Annotated in this window: 16 protein-coding genes; 8 read left to right on the top strand and 8 right to left on the bottom strand. The window is 63.2% G+C overall.

Going from position 1 to position 18,263, the window contains the following annotated elements; translation table 11 throughout:
- The first annotated feature begins 12 nt into the window (after window positions 1-12).
- Window positions 13-1,470 carry an NAD-dependent succinate-semialdehyde dehydrogenase gene (locus tag EPN31_RS11135; RefSeq protein WP_291773157.1) on the top strand — a complete coding sequence of 486 codons (1,458 nt, stop codon included), beginning with the start codon at window positions 13-15 and terminating at the stop codon, window positions 1,468-1,470.
- Here EPN31_RS11135 and EPN31_RS11130 read toward each other — a convergent pair.
- On the bottom strand, window positions 1,464-2,423 hold the full coding sequence (locus EPN31_RS11130) for a LysR family transcriptional regulator (RefSeq protein WP_291773155.1): 960 nt from the start codon (window positions 2,421-2,423) through the stop codon (window positions 1,464-1,466). The genes EPN31_RS11135 and EPN31_RS11130 overlap by 7 nt on opposite strands.
- Window positions 2,424-2,586: 163 nt before the next feature.
- Here EPN31_RS11130 and uraD point away from each other — a divergent pair, with 163 nt between their 5' ends.
- Both uraD and EPN31_RS11120 read left to right on the top strand, forming a co-directional pair.
- Window positions 2,587-3,093: a 2-oxo-4-hydroxy-4-carboxy-5-ureidoimidazoline decarboxylase gene (gene uraD, locus EPN31_RS11125; RefSeq protein WP_291773153.1), complete on the top strand. Its 507-nt coding sequence runs from the start codon at window positions 2,587-2,589 to the stop codon at window positions 3,091-3,093.
- Window positions 3,094-3,169: 76 nt separating this feature from the next.
- Window positions 3,170-3,688: an ureidoglycolate lyase gene (locus tag EPN31_RS11120; protein ID WP_291773151.1), complete on the top strand. Its 519-nt coding sequence runs from the start codon at window positions 3,170-3,172 to the stop codon at window positions 3,686-3,688.
- Window positions 3,689-3,721: 33 nt separating this feature from the next.
- On the opposite strand, the gene EPN31_RS11115 is transcribed toward EPN31_RS11120, so the two are convergent.
- The 6 genes from EPN31_RS11115 to EPN31_RS11090 form a co-directional block, all read right to left on the bottom strand.
- A complete protein-coding gene (locus tag EPN31_RS11115) occupies window positions 3,722-4,465 on the bottom strand; it encodes an ABC transporter ATP-binding protein (protein WP_291773149.1) in 744 nt (247 codons plus the stop codon).
- On the bottom strand, window positions 4,462-5,241 hold the full coding sequence (locus EPN31_RS11110; RefSeq protein WP_291773147.1) for an ABC transporter ATP-binding protein: 780 nt from the start codon (window positions 5,239-5,241) through the stop codon (window positions 4,462-4,464). Before EPN31_RS11110 ends, EPN31_RS11115 begins: the two co-directional genes overlap by 4 nt.
- A complete protein-coding gene (locus tag EPN31_RS11105; RefSeq protein WP_291773145.1) occupies window positions 5,238-7,148 on the bottom strand; it encodes an ABC transporter permease in 1,911 nt (636 codons plus the stop codon). The genes EPN31_RS11110 and EPN31_RS11105 overlap by 4 nt, the downstream gene beginning before the upstream one ends.
- A 93-nt stretch (window positions 7,149-7,241) precedes the next feature.
- On the bottom strand, window positions 7,242-8,417 hold the full coding sequence (locus EPN31_RS11100) for an ABC transporter substrate-binding protein (RefSeq protein ID WP_291773847.1): 1,176 nt from the start codon (window positions 8,415-8,417) through the stop codon (window positions 7,242-7,244).
- Between the two features lie 91 nt (window positions 8,418-8,508).
- On the bottom strand, window positions 8,509-9,477 hold the full coding sequence (locus EPN31_RS11095; RefSeq protein WP_291773143.1) for an EamA family transporter: 969 nt from the start codon (window positions 9,475-9,477) through the stop codon (window positions 8,509-8,511).
- Window positions 9,474-10,391 (bottom strand): LysR family transcriptional regulator, encoded by a 918-nt coding sequence (locus EPN31_RS11090; RefSeq protein ID WP_291773141.1) that lies wholly within the window; start codon window positions 10,389-10,391, stop codon window positions 9,474-9,476. The genes EPN31_RS11095 and EPN31_RS11090 overlap by 4 nt, the downstream gene beginning before the upstream one ends.
- A 283-nt stretch (window positions 10,392-10,674) precedes the next feature.
- On the opposite strand from EPN31_RS11090, the gene gcl reads away from it, so the two are divergent.
- From gcl to pyk, 5 genes are read left to right on the top strand one after another with little or no spacing between them, the layout of a single operon-like run.
- Entirely contained in the window at window positions 10,675-12,456 is a 1,782-nt protein-coding gene (gene gcl, locus EPN31_RS11085; protein ID WP_291773139.1) for a glyoxylate carboligase, read from the top strand.
- 43 nt (window positions 12,457-12,499) lie between these two features.
- A complete protein-coding gene (hyi, locus tag EPN31_RS11080) occupies window positions 12,500-13,276 on the top strand; it encodes a hydroxypyruvate isomerase (RefSeq protein ID WP_291773137.1) in 777 nt (258 codons plus the stop codon).
- A 16-nt stretch (window positions 13,277-13,292) separates the two neighbouring features.
- On the top strand, window positions 13,293-14,195 hold the full coding sequence (locus EPN31_RS11075; RefSeq protein ID WP_367188315.1) for a 2-hydroxy-3-oxopropionate reductase: 903 nt from the start codon (window positions 13,293-13,295) through the stop codon (window positions 14,193-14,195).
- A 55-nt stretch (window positions 14,196-14,250) separates the two neighbouring features.
- The gene (locus tag EPN31_RS11070) at window positions 14,251-15,513 is read left to right on the top strand and encodes a glycerate kinase (RefSeq protein ID WP_291773133.1); all 1,263 of its coding nucleotides are present in this window, start codon (window positions 14,251-14,253) and stop codon (window positions 15,511-15,513) included.
- A gap of 22 nt (window positions 15,514-15,535) precedes the next feature.
- Complete coding sequence (pyk, locus tag EPN31_RS11065; protein WP_291773845.1) at window positions 15,536-16,975, top strand: pyruvate kinase; 1,440 nt, start codon at window positions 15,536-15,538, stop codon at window positions 16,973-16,975.
- 15 nt (window positions 16,976-16,990) lie between these two features.
- On the opposite strand, the gene hydA is transcribed toward pyk, so the two are convergent.
- Window positions 16,991-18,263 (bottom strand): dihydropyrimidinase (gene hydA, locus EPN31_RS11060; RefSeq protein WP_291773131.1); only part of this gene is annotated, 1,273 nt, incomplete at its 5' end.

Raw genomic sequence — 18,263 nt, 5'->3', positions numbered from 1 at the left:
CAGAGGTACGACATGATTCGCTCAAATTTGCTTTCTCATCTCGCCGGCTACGTCAACGACCAATGGATCGCGGCTGACACCGGCAAGCGGATGGACGTCTTCAACCCGGCCACCGGCGAAAAACTGGCAGACGTGCCCTTCATGGGAGCCGCCGAAACCCGGCGAGCCATCGCATCCGCCAAGCACGCGCTCCTCACCGTCTCCGACGCCGCCACGCGGCGCCATTGGCTGGAAGTCACCCGCGACGCACTATTGGAACACCAGGAAGAGATAGGGCGCATCCTGTGCCTGGAGCATGGGAAACCCTGGAAGGAAGCCCAGGGCGAGGTCCAATACGCCGCGAGCTTTTTCGACTACTACGCCGGGCTGGTCGAAACCGCTACCGCACCCGAAACCCTGCCAGACAAGTTCAAGGGCTGCACCTGGACGCTTTACAAGCGGCCGGTAGGCGTTGTGGGCCTGATCACGCCGTGGAACTTCCCGATCGCGATGATCGCCAAGAAGATCGCACCGGCGCTGGCCGCCGGTTGCCCCTCGGTCATCAAACCCGCGCCCGACACGCCGCTCACCATGATTGCGATGTTCCAGATCATGGCGCAGACGCTGGATCTGCCCAAAGGCATGATCAACCTGGTCATCGGCGACGCCGTGCAGATCGGCAGCGAACTGATGGATTCACCGGACGTGACCATGGTGTCATTTACCGGGTCCACCGCCACGGGGCGCCTGCTGATGCAGCAGGCGGTCAAGCACGTCAAGCGCCTGGGTCTGGAGCTTGGCGGCAACGCACCCTTCATCGTGCTGGATGATGCCGATCTGGACGGAGCGGCCGATGGCCTGATGATCAACAAGTTCCGGGGCGCGGGACAGACCTGCGTCTGCGCCAACCGAGTTTACGTGCAGAAGAAAGTCTATGACGCCTTCGCGAAAAAGATCACGGAACGGGTCTCCAAGCTCAAGGTCGGCGATGGCATGAAAGAAGGAACGGACATCGGTCCCCTGATCAATGTCAACGGCTTCGCCAAGGTCAAGGGACACCTGGCCGACGCGCTGGACAAGGGCGCCACACTGCTGACCGGCAGCCGGCCAGATGCGCTGGATGCCACACGTGGGCTGTTCTTCACGCCTACCGTGATTGGCGGAGTCGACGACACGATGCGCTGCTGCCACGAGGAAACCTTTGGTCCGCTCATCCCCCTGATTCCGTTCGATGACGACGAGGAAGTCATCCGCCGGGCAAACGACACCGAATTCGGACTCGCCGCCTATGTATTCGGCAAGTCCCAGACACGCGCCCATCACATCATCGCCCGCCTGCATTTCGGCCACTGCGCCTTCAACACCGGCACCGGGCCCGCTGCGATCGCGCCCTTCGGCGGCATGCTCAGCTCAGGCCTGGGACGCGAGGGCGGCCTGGAGGGACTGATGGAATACATGGAGACGCAGACCGTGCCCGACGGCAGTCACTGACGCGACTTCTGGACGGAATGGTCGTCTTCCAGCAAGCCGCGGCCGCAGTCGCCCAGCAGATGGCGCAGCCATTGATGCGCGGCTGCACGGTGATTGCGCGCGTGCCATAGCTGATAGAAACGCATGAGCGGAAAGTCGATCGGAGACTCCACGATCGCAAGCGGCAACAGGCCCGCGTAATAGCGGGCAAAGTGCCGCGTGGTCGTGAACACCAGATCCGTCCCCGGCAGCAGATATGGGGCCAGCATGAAGGACTGCGCCTCTACACATTCCGCGCGCTGGATGCGCAGTGAAGTCAGCACGGTATCGATCATGCCGCGCTGACTGATCGAATAGGGCGTGGGGACCACATGCGGCACCCGGCGGAAATCATCGACCGACATCCGGCGCTGCGCCAGCGGATGATCGGCCGACATCAGGCAGACGATGGGATCTTCGAGCAGGACGGACAGGTGCATGCGGTCGGGCGGCTCGGGCCAGTTGCCGATCACGACGTCCACATCACCCTCGGCCAGCGAACGCTCGAAGTCGAAATCGGGGCCCAGCGAGTGCAGCATCAGCCGCGCATGAGGCGCCTCCCGCCGGAACCTGGCCACCACGGAAGCGGCAAACGCCGGCGCCAGATAGTCGGGCGAACCAATGCGGAAAACCTGTCGGCTGCGCGCGGGGTCAAACGCCTCTTCCTCTTCCAGCATGGTGTCGATCGCACCCAGGGCCGTTTTGGCATGCCCCAGGATATCCAGCGCACGGCCCGTGGGGACCATACCGCCCTTCTCCCGCACCAGCAGCGGGTCCTTGAAGATCAGGCGCAGGTTCTTCAGTGCCACACTGACGGCTGGCTGAGACTGATTGAGCTTCAGCGCCGTGCGCGAGACGCTGCGCTCGGCCATCAGAATGCAGAAGACCTTGAGCAGGTAGGTATCCAGCATTTCACCGCCGCGACGCATCGACATTTTCTTGGCTCCTCTTCCCTGTCACCAAAGCATATATCGAAAGTGTGAATATTGATTATTCAGGCATGCGCCTTTCATTCTGAATGGGAACCCTCGTAGACTGAGGCAGCCCGGAACCATTGGAAGGTTCTGGCGCAGTCCCATCTACGTCATCCCGGCCATCATGACCCTGAACGAGCTTTCCGCACTACCCCAGAACGAGTTCACCCGCGCGCTGGGGGCCATTTTCGAACATTCGCCCTGGATCCCCGAACGCGCCTGGACGGCTCGCCCGTTTGGCTCGGTGCAGGCGCTGCACCAGGCCATGGTGGGCGTGGTGCAACGGGCCAGCCGGGACGAACAGATCGCGCTGATCGTGGCCCACCCTGAGCTCGCCGGCAAGGAAGCCGCTGCCGGCACACTCACCAGCGCTTCGACCAGTGAGCAGCGCGGCGCCGGCTTGGACCAGTGCAGCCCGGACGAGCTCAAACGGCTGCGCAGCTTGAATGCGGCGTACCGAGACCACTTCGGGTTTCCGTTCGTCATCGCCGTGAAGGGCCGCAGCCGCTACCAGATCATGGAAGCCATCGAAGAACGCCTGCATAATGATGAAGAGACCGAGCTGACCACTTGTCTGGACGAGATCGGGCAGATCGCGCGCTTCCGGCTGGATGCGCAGTTTGCGGGCTAGGCCCCGGCCTGGACATACTCGGTCCGACGATTGAATCCTTCCGGCCGACTGCGGCCGGATTCTGTGGAGTTCCCAGATGACAACCGAAACCCCCATTCGCCTGACGATAGAGCGGCTGACACGCGAAGCCTTCGCACCGTTTGGCGACGTCATCCAGGCGGACGATTCCGTGCGGCACTTCACCATCAACGACGGCAATACCGAGCGCTATCACGATCTTGCGCACATCGACGCCGGCCAGGACGGCCGCGCCATCGTCTCGATTTTCCGCGGACAGCCGCGCATTCTGCCATTCCCGGTGACCATGATGGAGCGCCACCCCAAGGCCAGCCAGGCGTTCTTTCCCCTGTCGGATCGCCCATACCTGGTCGTGGTGGCCGACCCGGCCTCCACACCGACGATCGATGACCTGAGGGTCTTCCTGTGCAATGGCGGCCAGGGCGTGAACTACGCCAAGGGCGTCTGGCACCACCCGCTGCTGGCGCTGGACGCAGTATCGGACTTCCTCATCATCGACCGCGCGGGACCGGGCGACAACTGCGACGTGGTGCAGATGGAAGCGGTCAGTCTGATTCCCGCGCTGGAGTGGCGCTGAGGCGACCCCGCCACCCGGAGGTCCTCACAAACGCTACACCGTCAGATACTCGCGGCGCACGCTGTCGTCAGCCATGAGCTCAGCCATCGAGCCACTGTAGCGGATCTGACCTTTCTCCAGGACATAGACGCGGTCTGACACCAGCTCGGCAAACGGTACGTTCTGCTCCGACAGCAGAATGCTGACCCCCTGCTTTTTCAGCCCCAGGATCATGTCGGCCATCTGCTCGACGACGATCGGAGCCACGCCCTCGGATGGCTCATCGAGCAATACCAGATAGGGGTTGCCCATAAGCGTCCGCGCCACGGTGATCATCTGCTGTTCGCCTCCGCTCATTTGCCCCGCCCGGCGCCCCTGCATGGCCCCCAGATGGGGAAACAACGTATACAAGGCTTCGGGTGTCCAGGCCAGGGCTGCCGTACCATCCGGCCAGCGGCGGGCGGGCTGCCGCCCCACCTCCAGGTTCTCGGCCACGGTCAGGTCACTGAAAATGCGCCGGTCTTCGGGGACGTACCCCAGCCCCAGGCGAGCAATTTCGTAAGGCTGCAGGCCGCTGGTATCATGCCCCATGAAGGACTGTACGCCCTTGCTCCTATCCATCAGGCCCATGATGGACTTGAACGTAGTGGACTTCCCGGCACCGTTACGCCCCATGAGCGCCACGACTTCGCCGCGCCCTACCTCCAGACTCACGTCGAACAGGATGTGAGCAGCGCCATACCAGGCATTCAGGCCAGTGACGCTGAGCAGCGTCTGCCTCGAAGCCGGCCTCGTCATGCCGTCACCTGCGGGGATTTGTTTCTCTCAAAGGTCTTGCCGCTGCCAAAGTAGACCTCCTGCACCTTGGGGTGATTGCGGATGGTGTCCACATCGCCTTCGGCGATCAACTGGCCGCGCGCCAGCACGATCACGCGATCGGCGTGGGCAAACACCACATCCATGCTGTGCTCGGTGAACAACACGGCCATCTCACGCTCGAGGACCAGGCGCCTGGTCAGCGCCATGAGTTCGTCGCGCTCTTTGGGCGCCATGCCAGCCGTGGGCTCATCCATCAGCAGCAGGCTGGGCTCGTTGGCCAACCCCATGGCCAGTTCCACCCGCTTGACGTCGCCATAGGCGAGCTGGCTGCACGGGCGGTCCCCCTGAGAGTCCAGGCCGACCTGCGCCAACAGGTTCAGGGCCTCTGGACGGAAGCGCTGCGCCGCCACGCTGAAAAAGGAATAGATCTGCCGGTGATGGGCCAGCAGCGCCATCTGCACGTTTTCCACCACGGTCAATGAAGCAAATGTGGCGGCAATCTGGAAGGTGCGCCCTACCCCCAGACGCGCAATATTGCGCGGGCTGAGTCCCACCAGTTCGGTGCCCCTCAGCTTCACCGAACCGGTAGTGGCCTTGATCTGGCCATCGATCATGTTGAACGTCGTGGTCTTGCCGGCCCCGTTCGGGCCGATCATCGCCAGCAGCTCGCCCTTGGCGACGTCGAAACCAATTCCATCCACAGCGACGTTGCCGCCAAATTTCTTCGACAGGTCTCTGACCTCCAGCAAGCTCATGCCGCCTTCTCCTTGGTCGCCGAGTGACGCTCCTTCCAGCGACCGGCCAGATTCCCGAGCGAACCCACGATCCCGTCAGGCGCCAGCAACACCAGCAACAGGATCACGCCGCCGAACAAGGCATGCCAGTACTGGGTGGCTCCCATGAAATAATCCTGCAGCAAGTGAAACACCGCTGCGCCCACCACGGGCCCCATCAGCGTTTGCAGGCCGCCCAGGAGCACCATGACCAGGGCATCGACAGATTTCCCGATGGAAATCACTTCGGGGCCGACACTACCCTTGGAGAACACGAACAACGCACCCGCCAGGCCCGCGAAAGAACCTGACAGAATGAAGGTCAGCCACTGCACCTGCTGCACGTCGATGCCGATTGCGCCAGCGCGCAGCGCCGAATCGCGACAGGCGCGGATCGCATAGCCGAACGGGGAAAACAGGATGCGGCGAATCACCCAGGCCGACAGCACCACGATGGCCAGGGCGAAATAGTAGTAGTTGTTCCCTTCCAGCCAGGCCGGAGGCCACAGACCAATGAGGCCATTCGATCCTCCGGTGAAGTCATCCCACTGGAAGACCACCGACCAGACGATCTGCGCAAATGCCAGGGTCAGCATGGCCAGATAAACCCCCGAGAGGCGGATGCAGAACCAGCCGATGACGAGCGCGCCCAGGGCTGCGATCGCCGGTCCCAGCACGATGGCCCAGCCCATAGGCAAGCCTGCGGCCTTGAGGCACAAGGCCGCCCCGTACGCCCCCAGGCCGAAGAACGCGGCATGGCCGAAGGAAGCCATGCCCCCCGGTCCCATCATCAGGTGCAGGCTCAAGGCAAACAGGGCCGCGATGATCACGTCCAGCATCAGGATCGGCACATAAGGCATCAGGCCGGACAACGAAGGAAGAAGCGCCAGCACGACCACCAACACGACCATGAATGCACGGAAAGCCAGACCCGAGCGGCGCAGAGGAGCTTCGACGGGCGCCGAATTCCGGCTGGCTCCCTGCTGGCGGCCAAACAGCCCCCATGGTCTGAAAACCAGCACCACGGCCATGAAGACGAACTCCAGCACCAGCGTGAGCTTGGGCAGTGCAAACGTGAAACCCAAAAAGGACACCGTCCCCAACGCCACACACAAGGCCTTGAGCTCCGCAATGAGCAGCGCAGCCACATAGGCCCCGGGAATGGAGCCCATGCCGCCCACCACGACCACGACGAACGCATCACCGATGCTGCTCAAATCCAACGAAAGATTGGCCGGCACCCGCGGAATCTGCAAGGCTCCGCCCAGGCCCGCCAGCAACGCCCCCAGGGCAAACACGCTCGTGAAGAGCCAAGCCTGATTGACACCCAACGCACCCAGCATTTCACGATCCTGCGTGGCGGCTCGTACATACATGCCCCATCGGGTCCGTGTGAGCAGCCCCCACATCAGGCCCAGCACAGCGGGACCCACGAAAACCAGCAGGAGGTCATAGCTGGGAAAGTAACGGTCCAGAATCCTGATCGAGCCGCTCAGGCCCGGCGCCAGGGGCCCCAGCAAATCCTCGGGACCCCACAACCACAGCGCCATGTCGTTGAATACCAGCACCAGGGCAAACGTAGCCAATAGCTGGAACAGCTCGGGCGCCCGGTAGATACGCCGCAGCAGGAAGATTTCGATGACGGCCCCCAGGGTGCCGATCAGCAAGGCCGCCGCCGCCAGCGCTACCCAGAAGCCCAGCGGGGTCCCGCCGAAGGACCGCACCAGGGTATAGGCCACATACAGACCCAGCATGTAGAGCGAACCATGGGCAAAGTTCACGATCCGCGTGACGCCGAAGATCAGCGACAGACCCGCAGCCAGCATGAACAGCGAGGAGGCTTCCACCAGCCCATTCAAGAGCTGGACGACCAAGCCGGAAAATCCCATTCTTATCCCTCCGCACGGGCCAGCGCACGACCTCCGGCATCCTGTCTCACATGGAGAATACCGGAGCTGCGCACCCAGCCTTACGGCATGCGGCTACTGGGCGGAGGCAGGGCGCAACGTACGCACCACGTCGTCGGGGGGCAGCACATCGGCGCCATTGACATAGCGGATGTTGGTCATGATGCCCTTGCCGTCTTTCTTGGCAAGCGTACCCACATAGGCACCCATCGTCGACTGATGATCGATCGCACGGTAGGTGATGGGGCCGAACGGCATGTCCACCTTCAAGCCGGCAAACGCCTTGATCAAGGCATCCGTATCGGTGGAACCTGCCTTCTTCATCCCCGCCGCCAGAGACTTGACGGCGGTATAGCCCACGATCGTGCCCAGACGCGGGTAGTCATGATACTTGTCCTCATAGGTCTTGAGAAAAGCCTTGTGTTCCGGGGTGTCAATGGCATACCAGGGATAGCCCGTCACCACCCAGCCCACCGGGGTTTCGTCACCCAGCGGATCCAGGTATTCCGGCTCCCCGGTCAACAGACTGACGACCGACAGGCCCTTGAAGAAGTTCCGCTGAGTGCCGGCCCGAACGAACTTGGCCAGATCGGTCGCGAACAGAACGTTGAACATCGCATCGGGTTTGGCATCGGCCAGCGCCTGCACGACATTGGCGGCATCGATCTTGCCCAGCGGAGTGGCCTGCTCGGCCACGAATTCCACATCGGGCTGAGCCTTCTTCATCAACGCCTTGAAGGTCTCCGCCGCCGACTGACCGTATTCGTAGTTTGGGTACACCAAGGCCCAGCGTTTCTTGTGCATTTTCACGGCTTCCGGCACCAGCATCGCCACCTGCATATAGGTGGAAGCGCGCAAACGGTAGGTGTATTTATTGCCATCTTTCCAGACGATCTTGTCCGTGAGCGGCTCGCTCGCCAGGAAGAAACGCTTCTTGTGCTTGGCATAGTCGGACACGGCCAAGCCGACATTGGACAGGAACGTACCCATGAGCACATCCACCTTGTCCGAAGCCAGTAGGTCTTCCGCAGCGCGGACAGCATCACCCGTGTTGGCGTTGTCGTCGCGAATGATCAGCTTCAGCTGCTTGCCGTCGACACCACCCACCTTGTTGATTTCATCCAGGGCCAAGTCCATCCCGTTCTTGTATGGTCCCAGGAAAGCCGGCTGGCTCTTGTAGCTGTTGAGTTCACCAATCTTGATGACACCCTGCGCCGCCAGCGTATTCGCCGAAAACGCCACGCTCACCATGCCGGCAAGCAGCGTCGAATAAACTCCGAGATATTTCATGAACATTCCCCGTTGGGTACAAAGTTCCAGTTTTGACTTGCGGCGGCGGGCATCATGTCTTCTTTCCCACCGCCTGCAGGCTGAGCGCCAACAACGCAACCGCAATCAGGATCATCCCCAACAGGTCGGCATGGCTTGGCCGCTCACCCAGTTGCAGCCACCCCGACATCACACTGACCACCGGCACGCCCAGCGCCGACATGCCCGCGACACCAGCCGATAAATGCTGCAACGCAAAAATCCATAAGAACCAGGCAATTGCCGTAGCCAGGACGGCGTTGTAAATCAGGGCACCGAAGAAATACGGCGCCAGCTCCACCGGCCGCTCCGGAATCCACAAGGTCAGCAGACACAGCGCCAGCGCGCCAAAGACCATTTGCCAGGCGGTCAGCGGCAGGGCATCCATGGGGAAATCGCGGCGGATCCACTTGGTCACGATCATCGCCAGCGCCCAGCACAGCCCCGCCCCGATGGCGAGCGCCTCGCTCAAGACACTGCCCTGCGCATGCCAGGGCTCCAGGATCAGGATCAGGCCCACGGCTGCCAGGCCAAGCGCGCCCCACTGCAGCCCCTGAATACGCTCACCGAATGCAAACCATGCCATGGGAATCACCCAAAACGGCATGGTATAGACCAGAATCGAAGTTTTGCCCACCCCGCCCTGCAACAGCGCCACCTGGATCAGCCCCGAAAAGGCAGCCGTTTGCAGCATCCCCAGCAGCACCACACGCGGCCACGCCCGGATACGCAACGAGGTTTTTCGCACCAGCAACAGACCCACCAGAAACAACGCGCCAAGCAGGTTGCGCAGTGCCGAGAAGTCGAACGGCCCCACGAAGGCCATGACTTTCTTCAGGACCACCCAGTTGTAGCCCCAGACGATCGCCATGCCGGCCAGAGCCAGCAGCGCCAGGCGCTTGTTGCGGCGCGTGTCCGCACCGGGCTCGGCCCGCACTGCTTCATCCCGCACGGCCGAGAGTGCGGTCGGCTTGCCAGCCGTGTGCGCGCGTTCGGTCTTCAAGATACCCCCTGTCCTTCCCAGTAACCGGACTCATGATAATGGTTCCGGAGCGCATCGATGAAATACCGCACCTTCGCCGGCAGATAACGCTGCTGCGGGTAGACGGCCTGGATGTCGTAGGCCGGCAGCGCGTAGTCATCCAGCACCGTCACCAGTTCGCCGCGCTTGAGCTCCCGCTGGATCTCCCAGGTGGAGCGCCAGCCCACCCCCAGCCCGGCGCGCACCCAATGGTAGAGCAGCTCACCGTCGTTGCAGGCCAGATCGCCCCGAACCCGCACCGCGAACCGCTTGCCGTCTCGCAGAAAGGTCCAGCCGCGATGCTGCCCCCCCTGCAGGTTGAATGCCAGACAGTTATGGCGCGCCAGATCTTCCGGCACACGCGGCACGCCGTAGCGCTCGAAGTACTCGGGCGTGCCGCAAACCACGCGCTGATTGGGATACAACCGGACTGCCACATAATTGGGATCGGTGACCTCGCCGATCCGGATAGCCATGTCGTAACCCTCACGTACCAGATCCACCACGCTATCGGTGAAATTGAAGGACAGCGCCAACTCGGGATAAAGCGCACGGAACGTCAGCGCATGCGGTGCGACGTGCAGACGACCGAACGACGCGGGTGCCGAGACGACCAGATGACCGGTGAGCGTCTGGCGGCGCACCATGATGCTGGCGTCGGCCTCGTCGAAATCCTGGATGAGCTGCTGGCACTTTTCCAGATAGCGCTCCCCCAGATCCGTCAGCACCAGGCCACGGGTGGAGCGATGCATGAGCTGCACCCCGAGGCGCTTTTCCAAAGCGGTCAGCCGGCGCCCCATGATCACCGGGGTGACACCTTCCACCAGCGCAGCCGCCGCGAAGCTGCCCTTCTCCGCAATCAATACAAAACTGTGCACCTCGGTGTACCGGCTCATCGTCGACCCCTTTAGCCCGGAACGACAGGGAGACCATTGCTGCCCATGGGATTTCCTGGTTCTGAAAACAGAATGGTATTCATCATAAGCGCTAAATGGACCCGATAAATTCAAGTCGAGCATGATTCCATCCATACTTTTAGTATGTCCAGAACTATCCGAACCTGGGATTCACGGCTCTTGCGGCGACCCGTATTCTGAACGCCAAGACACGTAGAACCGCGCTGCCGGGGACACCAAGTCCACACGGCAGATCACCACCCCCGAAACACCAGGAGTCATCATGGCCAAAATGAGAGCAGTGGACGCCGCCGCCGCCGTCCTGCAAAAGGAAGGCATCACCACCCTGTTCGGCGTACCCGGCGCTGCCATCAACCCGCTGTACTCGGCCCTCCGCCAGCACGGCGGCTTCAACCCCATCCTGGCGCGTCACGTCGAAGGCGCCTCGCACATGGCCGAAGGCTACACACGCGCCAGGCCCGGCAACATCGGTGTCTGCCTGGGCACATCCGGCCCGGCCGGAACGGACATGATCACTGGCCTGTATTCGGCATCCGGCGACTCGATCCCCATTCTGTGCATCACCGGCCAGGCCCCGCGGGCTTTGCTGCACAAAGAAGCCTTCCAGGCGGTGGACATCGAAACCATCGCCAAGCCCGTGACCAAGTGGGCCGTGACCGTGCGCGAACCCGAGCTCGTACCGCATGTGCTGCAACAAGCGTTCCACATCATGCGTTCCGGCCGGCCAGGGCCGGTACTGATCGACCTGCCTTTCGACGTGCAGATGGCGGAGATCGAATTCGACGTTGAAACCTACCAGCCGCTGGACGTCTTCAAGCCGGCGGCCACGCCTGCCCAGGCGGCCAAGGCCGTCGCCCTGCTGAACGCCTCCGAGCGCCCGCTGCTGGTGGCTGGCGGCGGGATCTTCAGTTCAGGTGCGGAGGCGCTGTTCCGGGAGTTCGCCGAGCTGACCGGCGTACCGGTAGTGCCGACCCTGATGGGGTGGGGCGTGATCCCCGACGACCACCCGCTCATGGCCGGCATGGTGGGATTGCAGACCTCGCATCGCTACGGCAATGCCAGCTTCCTGGCATCCGACTTCGTGATGGGGATCGGGAACCGCTGGGCCAACCGCCACACGGGCTCGACCAAGGTCTACACCGAAGGCCGCACTGTCGTGCACATCAACGTGGACCCCACGCAGATCGGCAAGGTCTTCGGCCCCGACTTCGGCATCGCATCAGATGCGGACGCAGCACTGCGCCTCATGATTGCCGAAGCCCGACGACTGAAGGCTGCCGGCCAGCTGCGCGACCGCAGTGCCTGGGCGCAGGAATGCCGGGCCCGCAAGGGCGAAAAATCCATGCAGCGCAAGACGCACTTCGATCAGTCGCCGCTCAAGCCGCAACGTGTGTACGAGGAAATGAACAAAGCCTTCGGCAAAGACGTGCGCTATGTCACCACCATCGGCCTGTCGCAGATCGCCGCAGCCCAGTTGCTGCACGTCTACGGCCCACGCCACTGGATCAACGCGGGGCAGGCGGGCCCGCTGGGCTGGACGGTCCCGGCCACGCTGGGTGTGGTGGCAGCCGGGACTGGCGACGAGATCGTGGCGCTGTCTGGCGACTACGACTTCCAGTTCATGCTCGAAGAGCTCGCCGTAGGTGCACAATTCAACCTACCCTATATTCATGTGGTGGTGAACAATGCGTACCTGGGCCTGATCCGCCAGTCGCAACGCGGCTTCGATATGGACTATTGCGTGCAGCTTTCCTTCGACAACATCAATTCGCCGGAAACCGAGGGTTACGGCGTGGATCATGTGAAAGTGGCCGAAGGCCTGGGCTGCAAGGCGATCCGCGTGAAGAAAGTCGAGCAGATCCAGCCAGCAATCGCGCAGGCTCGTGCCTGGATACAGGAATTCCGAGTACCGGTCGTGGTTGAATTCATCCTGGAGCGCGTCACCAACATATCCATGGGCAACGATATCAATGCCGTGAACGAATTCGAGGAACTGGCCGGGCACGGCGAAGACGCCCCTACCGCCATCGCATTGCTGGACTGACATTTCGGCCCCAACCCCATTTTCATCAAAGGAGTCTCACACCATGCCAAAACTTGCTGCCAACCTGTCGATGCTCTTTACCGAACTCGACTTCCTGGCCCGCTTCCAGGCCGCTGCCAAAGCCGGCTTCAAAGGCGTGGAATATCTGTTCCCCTACGCCTACGACAAGCACCAACTGGCGCAACGCCTGAAGGACAATGGCTTGGTGCAGGTGCTGCACAATCTGCCGGCCGGTAACTGGGATGCCGGCGAGCGCGGCATTGCCTGCCATCCGGACCGCGTGGCCGAATTCCGGCAGAGCGTGGCCACAGCCGCCGAGTATGCGCGGGCGTTGGGCTGCCCCAGAGTCAACTGCCTGGCCGGCATCACGCCGCCCGGTGCGGACCCCAAGGCCGTGCACGATACGTTCGTGGCAAACCTGAGCTACGCGGCCGGCGAACTCAAAAAGGCCGGCGTCCTGCTGGTGATGGAACCCATCAACACCTTCGACATGCCGGGCTTCTACCTGTCGCACACGCAGCAAGCGGTGGATCTGATCGCCGAGGTAGGCTCCGACAACCTGAAGGTGCAGTACGACATCTACCACATGCAGCGCATGGAGGGCGAGCTGGCCAACACAATGTCCCGGCACCTCGGCTCCATCGGCCATATGCAGTTGGCGGACAATCCCGGCCGCCACGAACCGGGGACCGGCGAGATCAACTTCGCCTGGCTGCTGCACCACATTGACACCATCGGGTACGACGGCTGGATCGGCTGCGAATACAAGCCAGCCACGCGCACCGAAGACGGACTGAGGTGGATCAAGGCGATGGCCTGATCATTTCCAACCATCACTGACAAGGAGAATCCACATGGCTACTATCGGCTTCATCGGTCTGGGAATCATGGGCACCCCCATGGCCGCCAACCTCATCAAGGGCGGCCACAAACTGGTGACCTACACCCGCAGCAAGACCCCGCTCAGCCTGCTGGATGCTGGCGCAAAACCGCTGACCAGCGCCACCGAAGTCGCGAAGGCGGCCGAAATCATCATCACCATGGTGCCCGACACCCCGGACGTGGAAGCCGTGCTGTTTGGCGAGAACGGCGTGGCGGCCGGCCTGTCCAAGGGCAAGATCGTCATCGACATGAGTTCGATCTCGCCCGTTGCGACCAAGGAATTCGCGCGCAAGATCAACGAGTTGGGCTGCGAATACCTGGATGCCCCCGTCTCTGGTGGCGAGGTCGGCGCCAAGGCCGGCAGCCTCACCATCATGATCGGCGGAAACCAGGCGGCCTTCGACACCTGCAAGCCCATCTTTGACCTGATGGGCAAGAACGTCACGCTGATCGGCAAGAACGGCGATGGCCAGACCACCAAGGTCGCCAACCAGATCATCGTCGCCCTGACCATCGAGGCCGTCGGCGAAGCCCTGGTGCTGGCGTCCAAGGCGGGGGCCGACCCGGTTAAAGTCCGTCAGGCGCTCATGGGCGGGTTCGCCAGCTCCCGCATCCTGGAAGTACACGGCGAACGCATGATCAAACGCACTTTCGACCCGGGCTTCCGCATCAACCTGCACCAGAAGGACCTGAATCTGGCGCTTTCGACCGCGAAGCAGCTTGGCATGTCGCTGCCCAGCACCGCCATCGCCCAGGAACTGTTCAACGCCTGCGTGGCGCACGACGGTGCTGGCTGGGATCACTCCGGGATGGTCCGCGCCATCGAACTGCTCGCCAACCACAAGATCGGCCAGTAAAGTGACATACCGCACGGGCAATCCTGCCCGTGCGTCTCCTTTTCCGGATAGGTCCATGACGATCGAGCCCCGTGCACTTCTGACGCAACTCTTCGAGGCCGCCGTGCGGGCTGCGCAGCCTGAACACTGCATCACAGCATTCCTGCCACAAGCGCCAAAGGGCCGCACCATCGTGATCGGAGCCGGCAAAGCCTCAGCCGCCATGGCCCAGGCCTTCGAACGCCAATGGAAGGGCCCGGTCGATGGTGTGGTGGTCACTCGCTACGGGTACGGTGTCCCCTGCGAGCACATCCGTATCGTCGAGGCCGCGCATCCCGTACCGGATCAGGCGGGCCGCGTCGGGGCGCAGCTCGTCCTGGAAGAAGTCCGCAAACTGACCGAAGACGACCTGGTGGTCTGCCTGATCTCAGGCGGCGGGTCGTCACTGCTGCCCGTCCCGGGACCGGGCGTGACGCTGGAAGACAAGCAGGCCATCAGCCGCGACCTGCTCAAATCGGGGGCCACGATTTCCGAGATGAACTGCGTGCGCCGACACCTGTCGGGCATCAAAGGTGGACGCCTGGCTGCTGTCTGCGCACCTGCGCGTGTCGTCAACCTGATGATTTCCGACGTGCCCGGCGACCAGCCCTGCGACATCGCATCCGGGCCGACCGTCGCCGACCCCACCAGCTGCGCCGATGCGCTGGACATCGTGCGACGCTACCGCATCGCGCTGCCCGACGGCGCACGGCACCTGCTGGAGTCGGGCGAGGGCGAGACCCTCAAGCCCGGCGATCCCCGGCTGGCGCGCGTCGAAACCCACCTGATTGCAACCCCGCAAATGGCGCTGGAGGCGGCAGCGGCCGTCGCCCGCAAGGCCGGCGTCACCCCGTTGATCCTGGGCGACCGACTCGAGGGCGAGGCGCGCGACGTGGGCAAGGTGCTGGCGGGTATCGCGCTCCAGGTGCGTACACACGGCCAACCCATCGCGCCTCCCTGCGTGCTGTTGTCGGGCGGCGAAACGACCGTCACCGTGCGCGGCCAGGGCCGGGGCGGGCGCAACGTGGAATGCCTGCTGTCGGCCGCGATCGCGCTCGACGGCGCCCCGGGCATCTACGGGCTGGCGGGTGACACCGACGGCGTGGACGGCCAAGAGGAGATCGCGGGCGCGTTCATCACGCCGGATACGCTGGCCCGCGCCTGGGCGGCCGATATGCCGCCGCGCACGCATTTGGACGACAACGATGGGCACGGGTTCTTCGAGCGCCTCGGCGATTCGCTGATCACCGGACCTACACTGACCAATGTGAATGATTTTCGTGCCCTTCTGGTTCTGTGAGCCGGGGCGCCAGGAGACGATGATGACCACTGAACGACGCGCCCGCATTCTGGCCACGCTGGGGCCCGCCAGTTCCAGCTTCGAACAGATCCGCGCGCTGGCGCTGGCCGGCGCCAATGTCTTCCGCCTGAACTTCAGCCACGGTACCCACGAAGACCACGCCCAGCGCCACCGCATCATCCGTCAGGTTGAACAGGAGATCGGGCATCCCATCGGGATTCTGATGGACCTGCAGGGCCCCAAGCTGCGCGTGGGCCGCTTCATCGGCGGCAAGGTCACGCTGAAGCCCGGCGAGGCCTTCCGCCTGGACCTGGACCCGGCGGAAGGCAACGCCGCACGGGCCAACCTGCCCCATCCCGAGATCTTCGCCGCGCTGGAGGACGGCACCGACCTGTTGCTGGACGACGGCAAGCTGCGCCTGCACGTCGACCGCCATGGGCCGGACTTCGCTGAAACCACGGTCGTGGTGGGCGGCCCGCTGTCAGACCGCAAGGGCGTCAACGTTCCCGGCGTAATTCTGCCGATTTCCCCGCTGACGCCCAAGGACCGCGACGACCTGGAATTTGGCCTGTCGCTGGGTATGGACTGGGTGGCGTTGTCGTTCGTGCAACGCCCGGAAGACATCATCGAAGCACGCGGCCTGGTGGGCCACCGCGCATGGATCATGGCCAAACTCGAGAAGCCCGCCGCAATCGAACACCTGAACGCCATCGTCGAACAGGCCGACGGCATCATGGTGGCGCGTGGCGACCTGGGCGTGGAACTGCCCCCGCAGCGCGTCCCCGTGCTGCAGCAGCGCATCGTGCGCAGCGCACGGGCCGCCGGCAAGCCTGTGGTCGTGGCCACTCAGATGCTGGAATCCATGATCAATGCACCCGTACCCACGCGGGCCGAAGCCTCGGACGTGGCCACAGCCGTCTACAGCGGTGCCGACGCCGTGATGCTGTCCGCGGAATCGGCGTCGGGCCAATATCCCGTAGAAGCGGTGACCATCATGGAGCACATCATCCGCGAAGTGGAATCCGACCCAAGCTGGCGCACCGGTCTGGAAGCCACCCACAGCGCGGCCGAACCCACCATCCCCGAAGCTATCTGCAGCGCGCTGCGCCAAGTCGCCGGGCTGCTGGAACCCGCGGCTACGGTCGCCTATACCGCGTCCGGCTTCAGCGCCCTGCGCGCCAGCCGCGAACGCCCTACCACCCCCATCCTGGCACTGACTCCCGAACTCACCACGGCACGGCGGCTGACGCTAGCCTGGGGCGTGCGTCCCGTCCGCTTCCCCGAACAGCTTCACGAATCCAGCGAGATGATCGCCTGCGCCACGCGCACCGCCCGCGACGCCGGGCTGGCCGCGCCCGGCGACACCATCATCGTGATCGCCGGGCTGCCATTCGGCAGAAGCGGCAGCACGAATCTGCTGCACGTGGCTCGGGTACCCGCTGCGACAGGATCCGCCGGATGATCCTGCAGAATCCGGTCAGATCGAGACTATTGGCTTACCGCAGCGCATGAACTGGCCCGCACCCGCCTGGCCGAGGAAGTCGAACGACTTGCTGACCAGGCGCCCGCGCGAGAACGTCATCACCGGCCAGCCCGTGACATCGATCCCCTCGTAGGGGGTGTAATCCACGTTGTGATGCAGATGCTGGTTGCGGATCGTGACCTGCAGGGCCGGATCCCAAAGCGCAATGTCGGCATCGGCGCCGACCATGATGGAGCCTTTGCGCGGATAGAGCCCATAGAGCTTCGCAGGCTGCGTTGCAGTGAGCGCCACGAACTGGTGGATGCTGATGCGTCCCCCCACGACACCACCCGAAAACAGCAGCGGCAGGCGCGTCTCGAGACCGGGAATACCATTGGGGATATGGTGAAAGTGCTGCTCGTGTCCCCCCGGCTTCTTGCCGTCCGGATCATCATACGAATATGGTGCATGATCCGACGAAAACACGGAGAAGACGTTGTTGGCAAGCGCGCGCCACACGGCCTCCTGATTTGCCGGGTCACGGGGCGGCGGGCTGCAGACACACTTCGCGCCCTCGTACCCGTCCACGTCCAGATCCGCAGCCGTCAGATAGAGATACTGCGGGCACGTCTCGGCGAAAATCCGCAGACCCCGCCCATGCGCCCAGCGGATCTGCTCGATGGCTTCACCACCCGAAACGTGAACGATGAGAATCGGAACATCCACGAGTTCCGAGAAGGTGATCGCGCGGTGAGTCGCCTCGCGCTCCACGGCCTGGGGCCGGGAGACGGCATGGTATTTGGGCGCCGTCCGGCCGTCCCCCGTCAGCCGGTCTGTCAGCCAGCCGATGCAGTCGGAATTCTCGGCGTGCACCATGACCAGCGCACCGTGCTGGTGCGCGACGTCGAGCACATCCAGGATCTGCCGATCGTTGAGTTTCAGATCATCGTAGGTCATGTAGACCTTGAACGAGGTGTAGCCCTCCTGGATCAGGCTGGGCAGTTCCTGGGCCAGGACCTGAGGCGTGGGGTCCGTGACGATCATGTGGAACGCGTAGTCCAGGCACGATTTGTCGGCAGCACGCCGGTGATAGTCTTCCACCGCCGCCCGCAAGGACTGGCCTTTCATCTGTGCCGCAAAAGGGATGATCGTCGTCGTACCGCCACAGGCAGCCGACCGCGACCCCGACTCGAAATCGTCGGCCATGCGACCCACTTCCTGTGGCTGATCAAGATGACAGTGAGCGTCCACGCCACCCGGCAGCGCAAGCAGGCCCCGGGCGTCGATG

This window comes from Castellaniella sp., assembly GCF_004321985.1.
Taxonomy (GTDB): domain Bacteria; phylum Pseudomonadota; class Gammaproteobacteria; order Burkholderiales; family Burkholderiaceae_B; genus Castellaniella.
This window is presented reverse-complemented; position numbering and strand designations above follow the sequence as displayed.